The sequence below is a fragment of the Ruegeria sp. BG3 genome (assembly GCF_056538485.1).
The window spans coordinates 181,957-202,392 of record NZ_JBQFTE010000012.1 but is presented as its reverse complement, the minus strand read 5'-3'; the positions used below and the strand labels follow the sequence as shown (position 1 = coordinate 202,392).

Below are 20,436 nucleotides of genomic sequence, written 5' to 3'. Positions count from 1 at the left end.
GTACAGCTAGCTCAAGAGCTTCTGAAATAGATCCCTGCGGCGACCAGCAGCGAGGTCAGAACGCCGGCCACCACGTAAAGTGCAAAGGCGCTGAGCAGGGATTGGCCTAGAATCAAAGCTGCCGCAAAGGTCAGCAACCCTGCAACTGTGCCCAATCCCATAATCGCAACTATCATAGCGTCACTATCCATCCCAAGCTGTGACAAGAGATGAGGACAAAGGGAATCTCATCTCATATTCCGATTATCACAGAATTCTCGACATTTCTGGCTAAAGTATGGCCAAGACGCGTTAACGGTAAGTTAAGGCGGAGAGTCGCCGATCCGGTAAGCGGCGCTTTGCTCGCTAGCGATAGGTATCCCGCCCTGCAAGCGCAGGGGGACGGCGTCAGCCGTCCACCCCTTCGGGTTTTCCGACAATGGTGAAGTGCAGGCCCTCTGGGTCCAGCAGTTCGGACGCCACGCGGTTGATCTCATCCAGCGTCACCGCGTTCACCTTGTCGTTGCGCGTCGCGATATAGTCGATCGGCAGACCCTGCATCTGCATCCCGACCATGATCCCGGCAATCCGTCCATTGCCATCAAACCGCAACGGATAGGCACCTGTCAGGTAGGTCTTGGCGTCGTCCAGCTCCTTCTGGGTTACACCCTCGGACGCTGCTCGGGCCCATTCGTCGCGGATCACCTCGACGGCTTCGGCGATGCGATCGTTGGAGGACGAAACCGAACCCAGATAGACCGAGGCAAGGTCCTTGGGCGCAAGATAGGAATAGACGCCGTAGGTCAGGCCGCGCTTTTCGCGCACCTCTTGCATCAGGCGACTTTCGAAACCGCCGCCGCCAAGGATATGATTCAGAACAAAGGCCGCGAAGAAATCGGGATCATCCCGGTCGATCCCTTTCTGCGAGAACAGCGCCACGGATTGTGGCGTGTCGAATTCGACCACGCTTACGCCACCCTCAATCTGAACCTCGGCTTTTTCCGGGATCGGTTTGCCAGTCTCGGGCAGGTCCAGCAGCAAGGTATCCAGAAGTACGCCCAGCTCTTCGGCGGTAATGTCGCCGACAGCGCCAACGTAGAGGCGATCCTTAGCAAATACGCTCTCATAAGCGGTGACGACATCGTCGCGCGTCAAGGCTGCCACGGTTTCAAGTGTGCCTTTGCCCTCGGACCCGTAGGGATGATCGCCATAGGCCATAGCGGCAAAGCTGCGACCGGCGATATCGTTCGGATCGGTCAGGTCCGAGCGCAGGCCGGACAGAATCTGCGCCTTCACACGTTCCACCGCGTCTTCGTCAAAGCGCGGCTCAAGCAGGGTTGTGCGTAGCAGATCAATAACCTCGTCCCGGTTTTCGGTCAGGAAACGGGCCGAGATCGAAACCGAGTCGTCCCCAGCATTATAGGTGAATGAGGCGGCCAGCGACTCCAGCTCGCGCGCATAAGTGCGGGCATCCATGTCACCCGCACCCTCTTCAATCAGGCCGCTCATCAGATAAACCGAACCGCGCTTGCCCGGGTCATCAAGCGACGTACCGCCGCGAAAGCGCAGCTCGAGCGCTGCGAAGGGGATCGAGTGATCCTCGACCAACCATGCGGTGATGCCACCGGGCGAGGTGACCTCCTCAATCTCGATCTCTGCCCATGCGGGCAGCGCGATGACAAAGGCGATCAGGGTTGCGAAGATGCGTTTCATTGGGTCACCTCATCATCCTTCATCAGCCAGCCGGTGACCGAGCTTTCCAGTTGCAGAACCTCACGGGCGGCGGCGATGATCTCATCCCCGGTTACGGCTTGCAGGACGTCGGGCCACGCCTGCACATCCTCAACCGTCAATCCGCTGGTCAGGGCGCGACCATAGCGGTTGCCGATGCCGTCCACATTGTCTCGCGCATAGGTCTGCGAGGCGCGTAGCTGCATCTTGATCCGGTCAAGATCTTCTTCGTTCACCCCCTCGGCGATGAAATCAGCCACGACCCGATCCATTGCATCCTCGGCCTCTTGCAGCGAGACACCTTCGGCCGGAACAACCAACAGGTCAAAGGTGGTGTCATCCAGCGAGACCCCCCGGTAGAACGCGCCTGCATAGGTAACGACCTGATCTTCAAATTGCAGTTTCTCGTTCAGATATGAGGTCGTGCCACCCCCAAGCAGTTCGGCCAAAAGAAACAGGGCTGCCGCTTTCTCCTGCTCACCCGGATCGCGTTCCGGGGCCAGATAGCTGCGCTGCACATAGGGCTGCGACACGCGTGGGTCTTTGTAGGTCAGGCGACGTTCCGCGGTTTGCGGAGGCTCCTGCGAGCGGATGCGTTCCGGCAGGTCCGGGTTGGCCGGGATTACACCGTAATACTGATCCGCAAGACTACGCACCTCGTCCGGGTCGACATCTCCGGTCACGACAAGGATGGCGTTATTGGGGGCATAGTGGGTCTGGTAGAAGGACAGCGCGTCCTCCATGTCCAGCGTCTCCATCTCATGCCGCCAGCCTATGATCGGGACGCCATAGCGATGGTTGAGGTACTGCGCAGCATTCATCTGCTCGCCAAACAGCGCGCGCGGGTTGTTGTCAGTGCGCTGGTTTCGCTCTTCCAGAATCACGTCGCGTTCGGTGGCAATATCGTCTTCGGACAGGCGAATATTCCGCATCCGGTCCGATTCCATCTGCATCATCAGCTCCAGCCGGTCGGCTGCGACTCGCTGGAAATAGGCCGTGTAGTCATACGAGGTAAAGGCGTTGTCATTGCCTCCATTGGCCGCAACCGTGGCCGAGAACTCGCCAGGTGCCAAAGTATCGGTGCCCTTGAACAGCAGATGTTCGAGGAAATGCGCCACGCCGGACGACCCGATCGGCTCATCTGCCGATCCGGCGCGATACCAAACCATGTGCTGCACGACCGGTGCGCGGTGATCCTCGACCACAACGACATCCATGCCGTTGTCCAAAGTGAAGGTTGTGACCGCCTCTTTCCCGTCCTCGGCCAGGACCGGGGTGGCTGCCATCAGGGCGGCAGATAGTGCCAAAGCCCGAACCATGGGGCATCCTCCGTTTCGTTTCTAGAACTCAAACTACGGTGGAGCCCGGCGGGATCAAGGGAGATGACAGAAAGTTAAAGAATTATTCATTCGGAGGTGAAGACGGTGTCTCTACCCCAATGCGACGGGCTGCATCGGTTTCGACAAAGGGATCGATCGACTGACGCTCGTAAACCTGCTGGTAGCGATCGACCGGGAACAGGCGCAGACCGGTCCAACGACCACGGCGCTTGCGGAAGGCTTCATCATCTGCCTCGACCACGGCGCGCGCGTTTGCCGGCACGCCATAACGGCTTGAGGCAGTTACAAGTGCGGTATCCGACGACGGGATCGCCGCATTCGGGTTCAGCGCCGACGCGTTGCCCCCAAGGGCCACTACGGCGTCTGCGTTCGGGTTCGGATCCGTCAGGTTGCCACCGCCCGGTGTGGGGGCCGGCAGAAACGCATAGTCCTTCGGCTGGGTCAGGGGTTTAACCGGCAGCACGGAGAACTCATCCGGCCCTTCCCCCGGAGGGTCAAGATCGCGCAGGCCGGGGTTGTTGCAGCCCGCAACGGCTGCACCAAGGATCATGGCAAGTAGGGCGCGCGACAACCGCATCAGAGTCTCCAACCTGTTTCAGGTGCTTTTAACGCATCTCGTCGGGCGCGTCACGAGGCCTTTTTATTGTCGAACAATACAAGTCCGATGGCACCGGCAAAGATAAACACATCGGCCAGATTGAACACGAAGGGATTGTTGATGCCACAACAGGACATGTTCAGGAAATCCAGAACATAGCCATACAGCACCCGATCAACCACATTGCCCAGCGCGCCACCGATCAGCAGCCCGCCACTCAACAGCATCACCTTGGTCGGCGCCGACCGCCATAGCCAGATCGCAACCGCGATACAGACGGCAACCGAGATACCAATCAGAACCCACCGCGCGGCGTCGGAATTCCCTTGGAACAGGCCAAAGTTGATACCGCGGTTCTCACCATATTTGAAAACCAGCAGCGGCGGCAGAACGTCGATATTGCCCTCAGCCACGCGCATCACGTGAACGACCAGATACTTGCTGATCTGGTCGATCAGAAACGCCGTGAGTACGGCCCAGAGCAGAAGACGGCTGCGCATCAGTGGCGGAAGTGGCGCATGCCGGTGAAGACCATGGCCAGACCGGCCTCGTCCGCCGCAGCGATCACTTCGTCGTCGCGCATTGAGCCGCCGGGTTGGATCACGCAGGTGGCACCCGCCTCAGCGGCCTCCATCAGTCCGTCAGGGAACGGGAAGAATGCATCCGAGGCCACGGCTGAGCCGATGGTCAGCGGCTGTGGCAGTCCCAGCACATCAGCCATGCGTTCGGCTTTCTTGGCCGCAATCAGCGCCGAGTCGACGCGGCTCATCTGGCCTGCGCCAACCCCGACGGTCGCGCCGTCCTTGACGTAGACGATAGCGTTGGATTTGACGTGTTTGGCGACTTTCCAAGCAAACAGTAGGTCTCGCATCTGTTCGTCGGTCGGCGCCTTCTTGGTGACCACTCTCAGGTCATCCATGCCGACAAAGCCATTGTCCTTGTCTTGGACCAGAAGGCCACCGGCCACCTGACGCACGGTTTTCCCACCGGCGGTTACGTCCGGCAGACCCTCGGTCGTCAATAGGCGCAGGTTTTTCTTGGCGGCAAAGATCTCCTTGGCCTCATCCGAGGCGCCGGGGGCGATGACGACCTCGGTGAAGATGCCGGTGATCTCCTGCGCTGTCTCCACGTCCAGAGGCTGGTTCAACGCAACAATCCCGCCAAAGGCCGAGGTCCGGTCGCAATCGAAGGCCGATTTATACGCGTCCAGCAAGGTCGCGCCGGTCGCGACACCGCAGGGGTTGGCGTGTTTGATAATCGCGCAAGCCGCACCTTGTGCCGGATCAAATTCCGCCACCAACTCAAAGGCCGCGTCAGTGTCGTTAATGTTGTTGTAGCTCAGTTCCTTGCCCTGATGCTGCAGAGCGGTCGCCACGCCGGGTCGGTTGGTGCCATCGGTATAAAACGCCGCCTGCTGGTGGCTGTTCTCGCCATAGCGTAGGGTCTGTTTCAGCTCACCGGCAAAGGCACGGCGCTTGGGGGCCTCCAACTGAAGGGCATCAGCCATCCAGTTCGAAACAGCTGTGTCATAGGCCGCTGTGCGGGCATAGGCCTTTTGAGCCAGCCATTGGCGGAAGCCATAGGACGTCTTGCCATAGTTCTCTTCCAACTGGTCCAGCAGCGATGAATAATCTTCGACATCCACAACCACGTTCACAAAGGCGTGGTTCTTGGACGCCGCGCGGATCATCGCAGGACCGCCGATATCAATATTCTCGATGCAGGTGTCATAGTCGGCCCCTTTGGCCACGGTCGCCTCGAATGGGTAGAGGTTCACGACCAGCAGGTCGATCGCACCAATGCCGTGTTCTTCCATCGCCGCGACGTGGCTGTCATTGTCGCGCAGCGCGAGAAGGCCGCCATGCACCATCGGGTGCAAGGTCTTGACCCGACCATCCATCATCTCGGGGAAGCCGGTGATCTCGCTCACGTCCCGAACCTCAAGCCCTGCATCGCGCAGCGCCTTGGCGGTTCCACCAGTGGACAGCAACTCAACCCCGCGCTCGGCCAGCGCCTTTCCCAGTTCGATCAGACCTGTCTTGTCGGAAACGGAAAGCAACGCGCGGCGCACGGGGTGAAAGTCGGTCATGGGTCCAAAGGTCCTTTTGGCGTCAGTCGAATTCGGGTTCGTCCCGGTGCATGTCGCGCACGGCATAGGCTGTATCCTGCGCCTTGCTCAACGTCCACTGGATGCGCGTCGCATACTCCATTGCGCGGCCAGATAGAACGATCTGTTTTGTCGCGCGCGGCTTTAAACGCCCTTTTTCAAGGTAAACGCTTGGCTCGACGGATAATTTTCCCACGCCATCATGGCGGAAAACCCAGATCTCACCGCTTTTGAGGGCCATCGACACCGCCGAGCCGCCCAAATCCACGGCCGCATCCACATCCGGGTGCAGATGAAACCGGATATCAAACCCGACACCTGAAAGGCCCGAGGCATCCATCGCCTTGTCAAACTGCCGCTTGGATTTGTCGCTTGTGGTCAGCAGGATATCCTCGCCCGTCAGCTCACGCCCGTCAAAGCGCAGCTCGAATGTACGCGCGTGGGTCAGGCCGAAAACCTTGGTATAGCCATCATTGCCGACCATGAAGCGGATGCCCTCGAACGCGTCCTCGAAATCCACGGGGACGTCTTGCGGCGCATCCACCAACGCCTGTCGCTCGCTACCCGTCACAGGTTTGGCGAGACGCGCGCTGGAATATCCATCCAGACAGAGCGTGGAATGAGATGGCGTGGCCCGTCCCGCCCGACGCCAATCCAGTCCAAAACTGGCCCCGGAGCCGCAATTCACGATCAGCGGACGCCGGCCCGAGGTCAGCTCGAACGCCGTGGTCGAGGCATGCGCGTTCAACGAGGCCGCGCCCACAGGCGGAGGGCTGGCATCCACAATCACAGTCGTGCGGGCGGCAGAGAGCCGGGCAAAACCCATGGGCAATTCCGTCGCCGCCTTGTGCTTGACCCCGCTTTGAGCCAGCGCTTGTTCCAACCGGCCTTCGATCCCGCGTCCGCCGCCATGGAACCGGGCCAGAGCGCCATCCGCATGGCGCAAACTGCGCAGTGTGGGCGCAATCCGCTTGATCGCTGCGGCCTGCGCCACCGGTGTGCCGCGCCCAAGATCGCTGAGGGCGGCGGAGGTCCAGCCGAGTAGCGTAAACACCTCAAGCAGTTCTTCGGGGTTGCGCGTCGGGATGCCGCCCTGTTTGTCGACCTGCCGTTCGCATTCGCGCGCCAACGCACGCAGGGCGGGATCGGCCATCCGCTCCAACCCTTGAAGTGCCAATCCGGCCTGAACCAGACCAGCCAGTGCCTCAAACCTCGGCAATCCCGGCGTTGCAGCATGGGCGCGTTTGGACAGAAACCATGTTTGTTGCGCGAGAGACCGGAAAAACAGTTTAGTCTGCGCCTCATCTGCGCCGCGCAGCAAGAAGGACGCATGGTTTATCCAACGCATGACGCGCCGTCCGGTCAGATCCGGCACCCACCCGGGTCCCTGCCCGCGCCCATGCGCCTCGATCCAGCCCCAGACCCAGCGCTGCGCCTTGTCTCGCGCCCGCATATCGCCGACAGCCGCCAGATCATCGAGCCAAGCAAAGCCGTGCCTCTCATCGTCAAAGCCCAGACTGGGGGCCGTGACCTCCCACAGGCCAGTATCCTGTGCCTCGACGAGATATCCGGAGAACAGCAGATTGCCCGCCACCAACTGGCGACCACGGGCAAAAGACCCGACGGTGCGCGGTTCGGGCTGCGTGACAAACCCCGTGACCGCCTTTTGCCGTTGGCTCAGGCGCGCATAGAGACGGTTCTGGAACCGCATCCACCGGCTGGTCATGGTGTCCGTATCTGACATGACGCTCGTTACTCTGCCTCTTGCGCTCTGCTGGCGCTTGAGACCCAACGATAGACCGCGCCGATCGTCAAGTCATCGAAAAGCATGCGCTCAGGCGGATTTGTTCAGGCAGGCGATGTAGAATCCATCCATCCCGCCGCGATCCGGCCAATAATCGGGCCGCAGGCGCAGGCCGCCTTCCTCGGTGATCCACTCCGGCTCGACCCCATCGAGGGTCAGCGCGTCGCGATCCACGGACATGTCCGGGTACATGTCCAGCGCCTCTTCAACCTGCACCTCGCCCTCGTCAGGCAGCAACGAGCAGGTGCAATAGACCAGCCGCCCGCCCGGCTTGAGCAGGCTCCAGGCATGGGCCAGCATCTGCGTCTGCAGCTCGATCAGACCGCCGAATTCCGAGCCATCTTTGGCAAAGGGCAGATCGGGGTGGCGGCGGATCGTACCGGTTGCAGAACAGGGCGCATCCAGCAGGATCGCATCATACTGACCCTGATGGTCCAGCGCGTCACCCGCAATAACAGTTGCCTTCAACCCGGTGCGCGTGAGGTTTTCGCGCACCCGCTCCAACCGCTGCTCCGATATATCCAGTGCCGTCACCTCGGCGCCAGCAGCGGCCAGTTGCAGCGTTTTGCCCCCCGGTGCCGCGCAAAGATCGAGGATTTTCTCACCGACCTTTGGGGCCAACACGCGCACCGGCATCGCCGCCGCTGCATCCTGCACCCACCAATCGCCCGCGTTGTAGCCCGGCAAGGCCGAAACCTGCCCCGCATCCTGCACCCGCATTGACCCAGTCGGCAGAGCTATTCCCGGCGCATCCGCCCCCGGTTTGGCCGTCAGATCCAGTGGGGCGGCTGCGAAATGCGCCTGCTCCATACCAGCAACGGCCTCTGCCCCCCAGGCCATGACCAGCGGATCACGCAGCCAGTCCGGCAGACGCGGCACGCGCATCTTGGGCCAAGCGTCTGGTCCTTCGGCGGCCACCTTGCGCAGCACCGCATTCACCAATCCCTTGAGACGCCCATGCTTGCGTGAGCGGGCAACAATCTCGACCATGGAATTCACCACACCATGCGCGGCCTCGCCATGGCACAGCTCGAGCGCGCCCAGACGCAACGCATTGTGGACGGTCAGCGCGGGGGTACGGTTGAGGTGATTGTCGAGCAGCCGGTCCGCTCGCTCGAGCCCGCGCAGGGTTTCCAGCGTCAGGCGTTGCGCCCGCGCCCGGTCTTCCGGGGCCAACCGGTCCAGCGCGCCTGCGGCCAGGCACTCGGACAAAAGCCGCCCTTCGCCCAAAATCTGATCCAGCAGATAGATCGCGCTGCGTCGCGCCGCCGTTGCATTGTCGGACATGGAACCGCCTTTTGATGTGCTTGTGGTCCGCATTGCCTTTGGCGGACGGTGGCGTATATCAAGACCGTGACCGGAAAGGAACCCGATGTCATGAGTGACGATACCAAAGATCTACCGCCCGCAGCCCAGCGCGCACTGGCCGAGGCCGCCGAGCGTCGCCGCAAGGCCCAAGACGATGCAAAAGACATGCCGAAAGAGCTGGGCGGGCGTGATGGACCAGACCCGGCGCGCTACGGCGATTGGGAGAAAAAGGGCATCGCCATCGACTTCTGATGGGTTACCCCCGCAGCGCTTGCAGGAAATCATCCAACAGCGCGCGCTGCTTTTTCGATTTGGCACGATCCTCGGGCCATGTCAGCCAATAACCATCCTTGGTCTTCAGCTCTGGCAGGTCGAGCCTGCGCAAACGCTCCGACTGCAAGCTTTCAGCAGCGAGGGGCACCGAGCCCAAAACAACCCCCAATCCCTGACGCGCGGCCTTCATAGCATGCCCGACGGAATCAAAGCTGATCCGGCCCAGTGGCAGGTCCTTGATCCCTGCACCCTGCGCCCAGTCCTGCCAGCCGGGCCGCTCGCCCCGTAGATCAATCACCGGCGCGCCCCACGACACATCTGGCGCAGCCATCGGGGCCAGTACCTCCGGCGCGATCAGCTTGGCCTTGCGCCCTGGCCAGACACCGCGACCGTAGCGGATTTGCAGCCATGTCCGCTCTTCCTCCAACGACGTTCTACGTGTCACCGAATCCGTCATCACCCGCACCTTGGGCCGCATGGTCAGAAAGGCTGGCAAGGCCGGCAGAACCAGCGCATGGATATGGGAAGAAAGCCCCGCGACCCTCAGCTCTCGCGGGGATTTTCCGAACAGGTCTTCGGTGTTGCGCTCCAGCGCTTGCAGGCTGTCTTGCACCAGCGGCAGATAGCTTTCGCCTTCGATGGTCAGCGACACGCCCCGCGCCTCACGCACAAAAAGAGTGCGCCCGAGCCATGCCTCAAGGTTGCCGATCCGCTGGCTGACTGCGGCCTGTGTCAAACCGAACTCACGCGCAGCGGCCGAGAAACCGCCCAGTCGACCAGCCGCCTCGAACACCCGCAGCCAGTCCAGAGGCGGCAACCCGATCTTTTCCTTAGCCATAAGAAAAACCAACCCTCAGACAAAATAAGCATTAATTGTGGTAATGGCACGAGGAGCGTATCCCTTTCAAGCAAAGCCCGCGCTGAACAGGAGAGACCCCATGCTGCGCACCGCTACCTTTGACCCTTCGGTTGTGACTGTTGAATTCACCAACGGAACCTCGGCCCGATTTCATGCCATCTGGTTGCGCGACAACGCGCTTGACCCGGACACGCGCGCGCCAGGCAACGGGCAGCGCCTGATCAGCATTGGCGACATCCCCGAAAACACCTCAGTCAGCGCGGCCGAGGTGATCGACGGCGATCTGAGCGTCACCTTCCAGCCAGAGGGTAAAACCGTCACCTTCCCCGCCGAATGGCTGGCCGATCATGTTTACGATCGCGATCAAAGCGCCCCGTTCGGGCGCATCGCCCCCGGCATCACCACATGGGAAAGCGACATCGCAGCCCCCAGCGGCGACTGGAATGCGGTTCACGCCGACCCCAGCGCCAAACGCAATTGGCTGGCGGCTGTGGCCGAATACGGTTTTGCCAAACTGACCAGTGGCCCGACCGAGCCCGAGTCGCTGCTGATGGTGGCCAACCTTTTCGGCTATGTGCGTGAGACCAATTACGGCCCCTATTTCGAGGTCCGGACTGAGGTGAACCCGACCAACCTCGCCTTTACCGGGCTGGGATTGCAGGCCCACACCGACAATCCCTACCGCGATCCGGTGCCGACGCTACAAATCCTATACTGCCTTGAAAACAGCGCCGAGGGCGGCGACTCGATCGTGCTTGACGGGTTCCGCGCCGCCGAAAAACTGCGCGACCAGAACCCCGAAGGCTTTGCCTTGCTGGCAGGCTATCCAGCGCGGTTCGAATACAAAGGCTCGGACGGGGTTTGCCTGCGCTCACGCCGCCCGATGATCGAGCTGTCTCCGGATGGCGAAATCATCGGCATCCGGTTCAACAACCGCTCCTCCGCGCCCTTTGTGGATGTGCCCTTCGACAAGATGGAGGCCTATTACGCCGCCTACCGCCAGCTGGGGGATATCATCGACGACCCTTCGATGGGCGTGTCGTTCAAGCTTGAACCGGGCGAGAGCTTCATCGTCGACAACACCCGCGTGCTGCATGCGCGACTTGGCTATTCGGGCGCAGGGTCGCGGTGGCTGCAAGGCTGCTACGCCGACAAGGACGGGTTGCTGTCCACTCTGGCCGCTATGGACATGGCACAGCCGGAGGCGGCGGAATGAAACCCGATTTCACGACCCTGAACCGCGACAATATCGTGGCCTTCATCGGCGATATCTTCGACCGCCGCGGTGGCGAGGAATATCTGGGCGAGCCCGTGACCATGGCCGAGCACATGCTGCAAGGGGCCACCATCGCCGAACAGAACGGCATGCCCGAAGAGATCATCGTGGGTGCCCTGCTGCATGACATCGGCCACTTCACCTCGGAATTCGGAACCTATCACCCAGATGACACCGAGGACCGCCATCACGAAGATGCAGGCGCCGAAGTGCTGGAGCAGTTCTTTCCGTCGGTCATCACCGATTGCTGCCGCTACCACGTGGCGGCCAAGAGGTATCTCTGCGCCACAAAGCCGGAGTATTTCAACCGGCTGTCCGCCGCCTCGGTCCACACGCTGGAACTGCAAGGCGGCCCGATGAGTTCCGAAGAAGTGAACGCGTTCGAAGCCAACCCGAACCTGAAAGAGATCATTCAGGTGCGATATCTCGATGAGGCCGGAAAGCGCGCGGATATGGAGACCCCTGACTTTGCACATTTCGCCCCGATGGTGCAGCGTATGGTCGACAAGCATATGGGTACGCCATGAACGCCCCGGAGTATATTTTTGAAGCCAGCACCAAACCCTCGCTGCCGTGGCACGAGGTTCCCCTGATCCGCGCCACGGACGCATCGGTCAAAGGCTATGGCTGTCTGGTCGATGACCCCGAAGGGTTCGAGATCGAGATCACTCGCTGGCCGCAGCAAGGCTGGCGGCCCATCGATGAAGGCACCGGCGATGAAGGCGGCTGGGTCGAAGGCACGTTCCATGGGCAGTGGAAAGGCGATGTCCTCTATGGCCGAAACGAAGCCGTGGGCGGCCACTACGTTCTGGGTTGGTCAACTGATCCTCAGCAGGCACAGGACGAGCGGCAGAGCGCTCCGCGCGATCAAGTCCTTTTGTGGCACATGAACTACCACCCAGACGGTGGACAGATGTTCTGGCCGCTGGACAACAAGCCCTTTATTGTCCCCGTCGCCCTACCGGGCGACAATCTGACACCGGAAAAGGTGGTGGCCTTTTGGTGCGATGGCTCACGCGGCCTCTATATCCATCCCGGCATTTGGCACGAGGGGATTTTCCCGGTCGAAGACAACCAGCGCTTTCTCGACCGGCAAGGCGCGGTTCACGCCCGCGTCAGCGCAGATATCGGCAAAGAATTCGGCGTCTATCTTGCTTGCCCGTTGCGCGCGGACAAGATCAAAGACCTGTAAACGCGCGGTCATGACGGTGCGTTTTCAGAATCCCTTAACCTTTGTCCGAAGTATCTGTGTTAGGCTTGCTCCGTATCCAATAGGTACGGGAGGCCTCACGTGGGTTTGAACAGACGCAGAGTTGTCCAGTTGGGAACCGCAGCAGCGGTCGGAACGCTTCTGCCGCGCGTGACGCTTGCGGCGGCGGACCGGAATGAGGCGTTCGAACAGGCTCTGGCCGAAACGCTTGCCCAACTCAGAACCAGCTTCGCCCAGCTTGGGTTCACCGAAGCACCGTCTTTGCCGATTGTCTCCGGTAGGGATGAATACAACGGCGGCCTGCGGCATGATTTCGATCAGTCGGTTCTGCCCTCCGGTGCGTTTGTCATCCAGCCTCTGGCGCGCGTTGCCGATGTGGACGAGAGATCACGCCCGGATGTGCTGCCGCTGTTTCACGAGGTCGGCTGCCACCCTGCGGCGGCAGACGGGCAGGTCACCACCCGTCTGATGATGCAGCTTCTGACCGAAGACTTCGGCCTCGACCCCGCCCGAATCGCCTTTGTAAGCGTCCCTCAAGCCGATGGCATGCGGCCGGTGCTGGACGAACTGGGCCTGCCCTTCGCAGAAAAGGTCCTGCTGCGCGATGAGGCCGAGGCCCTGGAGGCGCGCGATGCCTCGGGCTTTTTCTTCCCCGATCCGTTCGGTGATGCGTATATCGTGACCATGGGCGTCTACTACCGCCTGACGAACTCGGATGACCCGGCGCCCAGCGCATATCCTCCGTCGGCGGATTGGACCGAGATCGGAGAGATCATAGTCGCCGGAGACGCCGCGCCCTTGGGCATTTCCATTGGGGCCGAGAGGCTGACCTATGCTCTGACAGGCCAATACCCAAGCTGGGACCAACGGCTGGGGGCGCTGTTCGCTCAGATTGGACAGGACGGTCCGGCACCACCTGGCCTGACTGCCTTTCGGTGACGGGGTCTACAGCCCCAATACGTCGACCATGTCGTACTGGCCCGGAGCCTTCCCCTGCCCCCACAGCGCCGCCTTCAGCGCGCCGCGGGCAAATATGGCGCGGTCGGTGGCCAGATGGCGCAGGACAATACGCTCTCCGGGCGCGGCGAACAGGACGTCATGTTCGCCCACGATGTCTCCGCCGCGAATGGCGTGGAAGCCTATGTCTCCGCGTTTACGGGCGCCGGTGATGCCATCGCGGCCCCGGTCGGCCACATCCGGCAGCTTGACACCACGCCCCTCGGCAGCGGCTTCACCCAGCATCAGCGCAGTGCCCGAGGGCGCATCGACCTTGTGATGGTGGTGGCCTTCGATGATCTCGATATCGAAATCCTCATCCAGCGCGGCGGCGACTTTTTTGGTCAGTTGCACCAGCAGATTGACGCCGAGGCTCATATTCCCCGCCCGCACGATCACCGCGTGGCGGGAGGCCGGTTCCAGTGCCGCGATTTGCTCGTCCGTCATACCGGTGGTACCGATCACATGCACACACCGCGCCTGCGCAGCCAAAGCAGCAAACTCCAGCGTCGCTTCGGGCGCGGTGAAGTCGATCACGGCCTGCGCCTGTGCGAACGCCTCCAGCGGATCGTCTGTCACAGTAACGCCCAGCGCCTGGCCACCCATGGCCGTGCCTACATCCTGACCGATCCAATCGTGGCCCGCGCGTTCGACCACACCGACAAGACGCGCCTGATCGCTGTCAGTCACGGTCTTGATCAGCATCTGCCCCATACGGCCCGAAGCCCCTGTGATGACGATCCCCGGAATATGGGTCATTGCGCTGGTCCTTTTCGCTAAGTCGGCTCAAAGCCTCCTACCCGGTTCGCGCCCGCTTGGCAAAGGCTCGGTTAGGGCTTAGATCGTCGGTATGGCAAAGAACAAATTCCACGATGGCCCCGGCCCGTCCCAACGGCAACTGCGTGTCGGCGAACTGATCCGCCGCACCCTGTCCGAAGTTCTGGCGCGCGGAGATGTCCACGACCCCGACCTGAACCGTATGTCGATCACCGTGGGTGAGGTCCGCACCTCGCCCGATCTTAAGATCGCCACCGCCTATGTGCTGCCGCTGGGTGGCAAAGGCCAAGAGGATGTGATCGACCTGCTCGCTCGCAACAAAGGCGAACTACGGCGCATGATCGGCAAAAAGCTGAACCTGAAATTCTCACCCGATTTGCGGTTCCGTCTGGATGACACGTTTGACCGTCTGGACGACACCCGCCGTATGTTCGAACAGGACGCGGTGCGCCGCGATCTGGACGAGTGATCCGGGCATTCGTAACAATAGGCGCGGTTCTCTGGGCCGCGCAGGCCCATGCGGTCACCTGTGAGAAGCTGATCCATGAGGACAAGCGGTATACGGTCTGCGAGGTCGATGCCTCGGAAGACATACGCCTGTTTCTGAACGATGACGAAGGCGATCTGCTTGGGCATTTCTCATCGGTGAACGACACGCTCGCGCCCGAAGGCAAACGGCTGGCCTTTGCGATGAATGCGGGCATGTACCACGACGACCGCTCGCCCGTCGGGCATTATGTCGAAGATGGGCAGGAACAGATGCGCGTGATCCCGAATGCCGGGCCCGGCAATTTCGGATTACTGCCCAACGGGGTGTTCTGCATTCGTGAAAGCCGAGCCGACGTGTTCGAGACACTCTCCTTCGTCGATCAGGCCCCGCAGTGCCGATTTGCAACCCAATCTGGCCCGATGCTGGTGATCGACGGCGAACTGCACCCCCGGTTCCTGCCTGATTCGACCTCGCGCTACATTCGCAACGGTGTGGGCACCAGTGCCGATGGCACGCGCACGGTCTTTGCGATCTCTGAGGATTACGTGACCTTTCATGAATTCGGCAGGCTGTTCCGAGACGTGCTGGAAACGCCGAATGCGCTGTTCCTCGATGGAAATATCTCGCGCATGTATGAGCGCGCCAGCAACCGGTCGGATATCGGGTTCTCACTGGGGCCAATCGTAGGCGTCGTCGAAGACGCGCCGTGAGTTTGACAGCGGTAAAACGATCCGCTAACCCGCGCGCCTTAGCAAAAGGCAAGGTGCAAGATGGGACGCAAACGCAAGGGCCGCGACATTTCCGGTTGGCTGGTGGTGGACAAGCCTGCGGGCATGACCTCGACCGCAGTGGTCAACAAGGTGCGTTGGGCGATGGACGCCAAGAAAGCGGGCCATGCGGGTACTCTGGACCCTGAGGCGACCGGCGTTCTGGCCGTGGCTTTGGGTGAGGCGACCAAAACCGTTCCATACATCACCGATGCGCTGAAAGCCTACACTTTCACCGTGCGTTTGGGTCAGGCGACCAACACGGACGATGCTGAGGGCGAAGTGATTGCGCAAAGCGATGCGCGCCCTTCGGACGCGGATATCAAACTGGCGCTCGCCCCGTTTCTGGGGGATATCATGCAGGTGCCGCCTAAGTTCTCGGCCGTGAAGATCGACGGGCAACGCGCCTATAAGCTGGCCCGCGACGGCGAAGAGGTAGAGCTGTCCGCCCGCCCCCTCTGGGTCGAAGAACTGATCCTCGTTGACCGCCCTGACGAAGACCATGTGGTGCTGGAGATGACCTGTGGCAAAGGCGGATATGTCCGCTCGATCGCGCGGGATCTGGGTGAGGCTTTGGGATGCCACGGCCACGTCAAGGAACTCCGGCGCATCTGGTCCGGCCCTTTTGAGGCCGAAGATGGGTTGTCCATCGAACAGATCGACGAGATGGCCAAGACCACCGCGCTGGACGAATACCTACACCCACTGGAAACCGGCCTTTCGGACCTGCCCGAGCTGAAATGCACCCCCGAAGGCGCCACCCGTCTGCGCAACGGAAATCCGGGCATGGTTCTGGCCTCGGACGTGGAATACGGCGATGAAGCCTGGGCCTCGCTGGACGGCAAGGCTGTGGCGGTGGGCATCTACAAATCCGGCGAGCTGCACCCAAGCCGGGTGTTCGTCGCCTGAGCCCTGTGTTAGGCGAAGGGCATGATTACCCGAACGCATACCAAGGGCGATGCGCCCTCGACCGCCGTTTACTCGGATTGCGAGAAGTACCGATACAGCCTGACCCGTGTTTGGGATCCGGCGGGGCGCAAGGCGCTGTTTGTGATGCTGAACCCGTCAACCGCGACCGAGGTGCAGAACGACCCGACGGTCGAACGCTGCGAACGCCGCGCACGGGCGCTGGGGTTCGGGGCGTTTCAGGTCACCAACATCTTTGCCTGGCGCGACACCGATCCGCGCAAGATGCGCGCCGCTGCTGATCCGGTCGGTCCGGCAAACGACGCGACCATTCTGGAGGGCGCCCAATGGGCCGATCAGGTCATTGCCGCCTGGGGCACCCACGGCGCACATCTGAACCGCGGCCCCGCGGTTGAGGCGCTGCTGCGCGGCACCGGGCAACCTCTGTTTCATCTGGGCCTGTCCAAAGCCGGGCACCCCAAACATCCGCTTTACATCGCCTATACCCAACAGCCCGAACCCTGGTGACAAAGGGTTAACCACTCGGCCAGCTATGCTTTGACCGATGAACCGTTCGAATGGGACAGTGCCTCCAAGGCGTCTCATTTCTTTCGGAGGGTTCGATATGTTTCTGGCCGGGTTGATCGGATTGGCCGCCGTCGGCGGCGCGGCATACGCCATTGGGGATGCGTTCATCGAAGACGAAGATGAACAGGACGAAGGCGCGGAAGACGAAAGCCAGACCGAAATCAGCGAAGGTGAGTTCCTTGACGTGGGCGAAAGCGTCGAGCCTCCGCAGGATAGCGACGACACGACCACCGGCGGTAAAGTGATCTCGGAACATCAAGGCGATCTGGTGATCGCCGGAAGCGACAACGCCGATGTCATAACCGGGCAAGGCGGCACGGACCAGATCAACGGCTATGGCGGCTATGACCACATCATGGGCGGCTATGGAGACGATGTGATTCACGGTGCTGAGGGTCAGGACACCCTGTCCGGCGGTCAGGGCGATGACCTTCTGCATGGCGAGGCAGACGATGACAGCCTGCTCGGGGATGAGGGCGATGACAGGCTATATGGTCATTTCGGCGAGGACCATTTGCAGGGTGGAGAAGGCAACGACGCGCTGTATGGCGGGCAGGGCGACGATGATCTGAACGGCGGCGAAGGCAATGATGCCCTGCACGGCGGCTATGGCAATGACACTCTAACTGGCGGCGCGGGCGAGGATGTCCTCTTCGGCGGCAATGGCGACGACCTATTGCTGGGCGATGAGGACAACGGCGAGACCGATTATCTGAACGGCGGCGCGGGAGAGGACACGATCCTGGCCAAAGACGGCGACGTCGCGACCGGAGGCGCAGGCGCGGATGACATCATCGCCGACACGGAGAATTCCGAAGTCACCGTGATGGGCTTTCAACCCGGTGAGGACCGCCTGCTGATCACCTGGGAAGATCAGGACCCACCCGAGATCGACATCGAACAGGACCCCGAGAATGAGAACCTGACCCGCGTCAGCCTCAACGGCCACGAGGTCGCGCATCTGTTCGGGGCCGACGGGTTGACGGTGGACGACATTCATCTCCTGACCGAGGCCGAGTTGGCGGAATACCTGCCCGCTGGCTGAGCCGTCAGAATCCCTTTGCCATTCACGTCAAAAGCGCCTATACGCGCCCATCCGCATCGGAATCGGTGCGGTTTTCTCCATGGGCCTGTGCTGGACGACATCCCGGCCTGCGCCATTAACTCTAACCTTTGAAGGAGACCCCGATGTCGATTACTGCCGCTGAAAAAGCACGCGTCATGAAAGAATTCGGCACCAAAGAGGGCGACACCGGTTCGCCTGAAGTCCAGGTTGCCATCCTGACCTCGCGCATCACCACCCTGACCGAGCACTTCAAGACCCACAAGAAAGACAACCACGGTCGTCGCGGTCTGCTCAAAATGGTCGCCCAGCGCCGTAAGCTGCTGGACTACCTGAAGGGTAAGGAAGAAGCACGCTATCAGGACCTGATCAAAAAGCTGGGCATCCGCCGCTAAGATCAGAGCTGATCACGCTGATATCAAAACGCCCGCCTAAACAGCGGGCGTTTTTTTTGGTGTTGCCATGTAGCCAGGGCTGGAAGGCCCTACATACAAGATACGCTGCTACATCTTGGCTTTTTCCGATTTCAATGCCAGCCACAGGCAATAGCACATCATCAGAACCACCAGTGTGAACGGGATGCCTGTCGACACTGCCGCGCCTTGCAGAGCCGCAAGACCGCCGCCCAAGAGCAGAGCAATCGCCACCAGACCCTCGAGCGTACACCAGAACACCCGTTGGATCACCGGCGCGTCCATCTTGCCTCCGGCGGTAATCGTATCAATCACCAACGAGCCTGAATCCGACGAGGTCACAAAGAACACGACGATCAATATCAGGGCGATCGGCGCGATGATGCCGTAGAGCGGCAGTTCCTTTAGGAAGCCGAACAAGGCGCCTTCGGGGGCATAGCTGTCGATCACGGTGGCGCGCACGCCTTCGGCTCCGCCTGCGTTCAGCATGTCGATAGCGGCGCCGCCGAAGGTCGACATCCACAGGGCGCAAACCGCCGTGGGGGCCAGAAGCGCACAGAGGATGAACTCACGCACCGTGCGGCCCTTGGAAATGCGGGCGATGAACATGCCCACAAAGGGCGACCACGCGATCCACCAGGCCCAGTAGAAGGTCGTCCAGCCATGGAAATAGCTGGTGTCTTCTCGCCCGAATGGATTGGACAGTGCCGGTAGATGGGTCACGTAGTCCACCATCACGTTGAAATACCGCGAAATGGCTGTACCCACACCGGTGACAATGATGACGAAAAGGAACAGACCAACGGCCATGATCATGTTGATCTCACTCAGCCGTTTCACGCCCGCATCCATACCCAGCAGGACCGAGCCCAGCGCGATCAGCGTGATGCCGATGATCAGCAGGACGGTGACAGTTGGGCTAGGCTCGATACCGAACACCTCGTACAACCCAGCAGCAACTTGCTGCGCCCCAAGACCCAGAGAGGTCGTCAGACCGAACAGCGTGGCAAACACCGCCAGCGTGTCGATGAGATGACCCCACCAGCCCCAAACACGCTCACCCAGAAGCGGATAGAAGGCCGAGCGCAAAGTCAGAGGCAGGTCAAGGTTGTAGGCAAAGATCGCAAGGCTCAGACCAACGGCGGCATATACCGCCCAGCCTTCAAGACCCCAATGGTGGATCGTGCCAACGATACCAATATACTCATTGCCGGGCACTGCGATGTCGATACCCAGGGGCCGGGCGTTCCCACCTTCGGCAAAGTTATAGTAAACCGGCTCCATCACGCCGAAAAATAGCAGACCGATACCAATACCGGCGGCGAACATCATCGCGATCCATCCGGCATAGGAATAGTCAGGCTTGGCGTCCTTACCGCCGATCCTGACTTTGCCGACAGGCAGAACGATCAGAACCAGACAGAACAGGGTGATGGCGTTAACTGACAGGACCAGGAACCAGTCAAATGTGCTGGTGAGCCATGGTCTGAGCCAGCCAAAAAAGGCAGCCGCGGCCTCTTGGTTGGCCAATGCGATCAAAACGAACGCAAAGATCAAAATACTCGAGATCAGGAAGACCGGGTTGTGGATATCCAAACCGAATGGCCGGACATTGTCCTGACCCAATTCATACTCGGTTTCGAAATCGTAGATCCGCGGATCCGGATCCAGCATTTTCTTGGTTTGAGCCATACTTTGCCCCTTTGCTCGCAAGCTGCAAACGCCAAGGTAGTCGGCCGGCTGACGGTTATGAGTATGTTACCCCCTTGGCGTATTCCCGTCTCTTCGACCGTGGGTTCAGTGGTAACAGTCTACACTGCATACAGTTTTTTCAAAACTCATTCATTTTTTTGAATCTTACGCCCCTTGGGAACTGACGTTTCACAGCCTCAAAAATGGCGCTGCGCAGGGTGCTGAAATACCAGTCTGCACGTTTCTGCCAATCGAAGCG

22 protein-coding genes are annotated in these 20,436 nt (G+C 60.8%); 11 read left to right on the top strand and 11 right to left on the bottom strand.

The window, feature by feature from the left end:
• Window positions 1-11: 11 nt before the first annotated feature.
• From ACR0AI_RS19215 to ACR0AI_RS19180, 8 genes are all read right to left on the bottom strand, one after another.
• Entirely contained in the window at window positions 12-176 is a 165-nt protein-coding gene (locus tag ACR0AI_RS19215; RefSeq protein WP_170482165.1) for a hypothetical protein, read from the bottom strand.
• A 211-nt stretch (window positions 177-387) separates the two neighbouring features.
• The gene (locus ACR0AI_RS19210) at window positions 388-1,692 is read right to left on the bottom strand and encodes a M16 family metallopeptidase (protein ID WP_480676425.1); all 1,305 of its coding nucleotides are present in this window, start codon (window positions 1,690-1,692) and stop codon (window positions 388-390) included.
• A complete protein-coding gene (locus tag ACR0AI_RS19205; protein ID WP_480676423.1) occupies window positions 1,689-3,029 on the bottom strand; it encodes a M16 family metallopeptidase in 1,341 nt (446 codons plus the stop codon). The genes ACR0AI_RS19210 and ACR0AI_RS19205 overlap by 4 nt, the downstream gene beginning before the upstream one ends.
• Window positions 3,030-3,111: 82 nt before the next feature.
• Window positions 3,112-3,627: a DUF3035 domain-containing protein gene (locus tag ACR0AI_RS19200; RefSeq protein ID WP_480676421.1), complete on the bottom strand. Its 516-nt coding sequence runs from the start codon at window positions 3,625-3,627 to the stop codon at window positions 3,112-3,114.
• A 50-nt stretch (window positions 3,628-3,677) separates the two neighbouring features.
• Window positions 3,678-4,148 (bottom strand): signal peptidase II, encoded by a 471-nt coding sequence (lspA, locus tag ACR0AI_RS19195; protein WP_480676419.1) that lies wholly within the window; start codon window positions 4,146-4,148, stop codon window positions 3,678-3,680.
• A complete protein-coding gene (purH, locus tag ACR0AI_RS19190) occupies window positions 4,148-5,737 on the bottom strand; it encodes a bifunctional phosphoribosylaminoimidazolecarboxamide formyltransferase/IMP cyclohydrolase (RefSeq protein WP_480676417.1) in 1,590 nt (529 codons plus the stop codon). The genes lspA and purH overlap by 1 nt, the downstream gene beginning before the upstream one ends.
• 22 nt (window positions 5,738-5,759) lie before the next feature.
• Window positions 5,760-7,499: a heparinase II/III family protein gene (locus tag ACR0AI_RS19185; protein WP_480676415.1), complete on the bottom strand. Its 1,740-nt coding sequence runs from the start codon at window positions 7,497-7,499 to the stop codon at window positions 5,760-5,762.
• A gap of 90 nt (window positions 7,500-7,589) precedes the next feature.
• Window positions 7,590-8,846, bottom strand: coding sequence for an RsmB/NOP family class I SAM-dependent RNA methyltransferase (locus ACR0AI_RS19180; protein ID WP_480676413.1), 1,257 nt, complete (start codon window positions 8,844-8,846; stop codon window positions 7,590-7,592).
• Between the two features lie 90 nt (window positions 8,847-8,936).
• Between ACR0AI_RS19180 and ACR0AI_RS19175 the strand changes: the two genes are divergently transcribed.
• Complete coding sequence (locus ACR0AI_RS19175) at window positions 8,937-9,119, top strand: DUF1674 domain-containing protein (protein WP_480676411.1); 183 nt, start codon at window positions 8,937-8,939, stop codon at window positions 9,117-9,119.
• 4 nt (window positions 9,120-9,123) lie between these two features.
• Here ACR0AI_RS19175 and ACR0AI_RS19170 read toward each other — a convergent pair whose 3' ends face one another.
• Window positions 9,124-9,978, bottom strand: a complete 855-nt coding sequence (locus ACR0AI_RS19170; RefSeq protein ID WP_170555476.1) for a LysR family transcriptional regulator — start codon at window positions 9,976-9,978, stop codon at window positions 9,124-9,126.
• 100 nt (window positions 9,979-10,078) lie between these two features.
• Between ACR0AI_RS19170 and tmpA the strand changes: the two genes are divergently transcribed.
• From tmpA to ACR0AI_RS19150, 4 genes are all read left to right on the top strand, one after another.
• Window positions 10,079-11,215, top strand: coding sequence for a 2-trimethylaminoethylphosphonate dioxygenase (tmpA, locus tag ACR0AI_RS19165; protein ID WP_480676409.1), 1,137 nt, complete (start codon window positions 10,079-10,081; stop codon window positions 11,213-11,215).
• Window positions 11,212-11,802, top strand: coding sequence for a (R)-1-hydroxy-2-trimethylaminoethylphosphonate oxygenase (gene tmpB / locus ACR0AI_RS19160; protein ID WP_480676407.1), 591 nt, complete (start codon window positions 11,212-11,214; stop codon window positions 11,800-11,802). Before tmpA ends, tmpB begins: the two co-directional genes overlap by 4 nt.
• A complete protein-coding gene (locus ACR0AI_RS19155) occupies window positions 11,799-12,467 on the top strand; it encodes an ureidoglycolate lyase (protein ID WP_480676405.1) in 669 nt (222 codons plus the stop codon). Before tmpB ends, ACR0AI_RS19155 begins: the two co-directional genes overlap by 4 nt.
• 99 nt (window positions 12,468-12,566) lie before the next feature.
• The gene (locus tag ACR0AI_RS19150; protein WP_480676403.1) at window positions 12,567-13,424 is read left to right on the top strand and encodes a hypothetical protein; all 858 of its coding nucleotides are present in this window, start codon (window positions 12,567-12,569) and stop codon (window positions 13,422-13,424) included.
• A gap of 6 nt (window positions 13,425-13,430) precedes the next feature.
• Here the strand turns inward: ACR0AI_RS19150 and dapB are convergent, their stop codons facing one another.
• Window positions 13,431-14,240, bottom strand: a complete 810-nt coding sequence (dapB, locus tag ACR0AI_RS19145; protein WP_480676401.1) for a 4-hydroxy-tetrahydrodipicolinate reductase — start codon at window positions 14,238-14,240, stop codon at window positions 13,431-13,433.
• A gap of 91 nt (window positions 14,241-14,331) precedes the next feature.
• Between dapB and rbfA the strand changes: the two genes are divergently transcribed.
• The 6 genes from rbfA (at window position 14,332) to rpsO (ending at window position 18,467) form a co-directional block, all read left to right on the top strand.
• On the top strand, window positions 14,332-14,727 hold the full coding sequence (gene rbfA / locus ACR0AI_RS19140) for a 30S ribosome-binding factor RbfA (protein WP_170379347.1): 396 nt from the start codon (window positions 14,332-14,334) through the stop codon (window positions 14,725-14,727).
• On the top strand, window positions 14,724-15,458 hold the full coding sequence (locus ACR0AI_RS19135; RefSeq protein ID WP_480676399.1) for a phosphodiester glycosidase family protein: 735 nt from the start codon (window positions 14,724-14,726) through the stop codon (window positions 15,456-15,458). The genes rbfA and ACR0AI_RS19135 overlap by 4 nt, the downstream gene beginning before the upstream one ends.
• Before the next feature lie 60 nt (window positions 15,459-15,518).
• The gene (truB, locus tag ACR0AI_RS19130; RefSeq protein ID WP_480676397.1) at window positions 15,519-16,424 is read left to right on the top strand and encodes a tRNA pseudouridine(55) synthase TruB; all 906 of its coding nucleotides are present in this window, start codon (window positions 15,519-15,521) and stop codon (window positions 16,422-16,424) included.
• 21 nt (window positions 16,425-16,445) lie between these two features.
• Window positions 16,446-16,949 carry a DUF1643 domain-containing protein gene (locus tag ACR0AI_RS19125; RefSeq protein WP_480676396.1) on the top strand — a complete coding sequence of 168 codons (504 nt, stop codon included), beginning with the start codon at window positions 16,446-16,448 and terminating at the stop codon, window positions 16,947-16,949.
• Window positions 16,950-17,046: 97 nt separating this feature from the next.
• The gene (locus ACR0AI_RS19120; protein ID WP_480676394.1) at window positions 17,047-18,054 is read left to right on the top strand and encodes a calcium-binding protein; all 1,008 of its coding nucleotides are present in this window, start codon (window positions 17,047-17,049) and stop codon (window positions 18,052-18,054) included.
• A 143-nt stretch (window positions 18,055-18,197) separates the two neighbouring features.
• Window positions 18,198-18,467, top strand: coding sequence for a 30S ribosomal protein S15 (gene rpsO, locus ACR0AI_RS19115; RefSeq protein ID WP_170379357.1), 270 nt, complete (start codon window positions 18,198-18,200; stop codon window positions 18,465-18,467).
• A gap of 108 nt (window positions 18,468-18,575) precedes the next feature.
• On the opposite strand, the gene ACR0AI_RS19110 is transcribed toward rpsO, so the two are convergent.
• Complete coding sequence (locus ACR0AI_RS19110) at window positions 18,576-20,177, bottom strand: BCCT family transporter (RefSeq protein WP_170555456.1); 1,602 nt, start codon at window positions 20,175-20,177, stop codon at window positions 18,576-18,578.
• Between the last annotated feature and the right edge of the window lie 259 nt (window positions 20,178-20,436).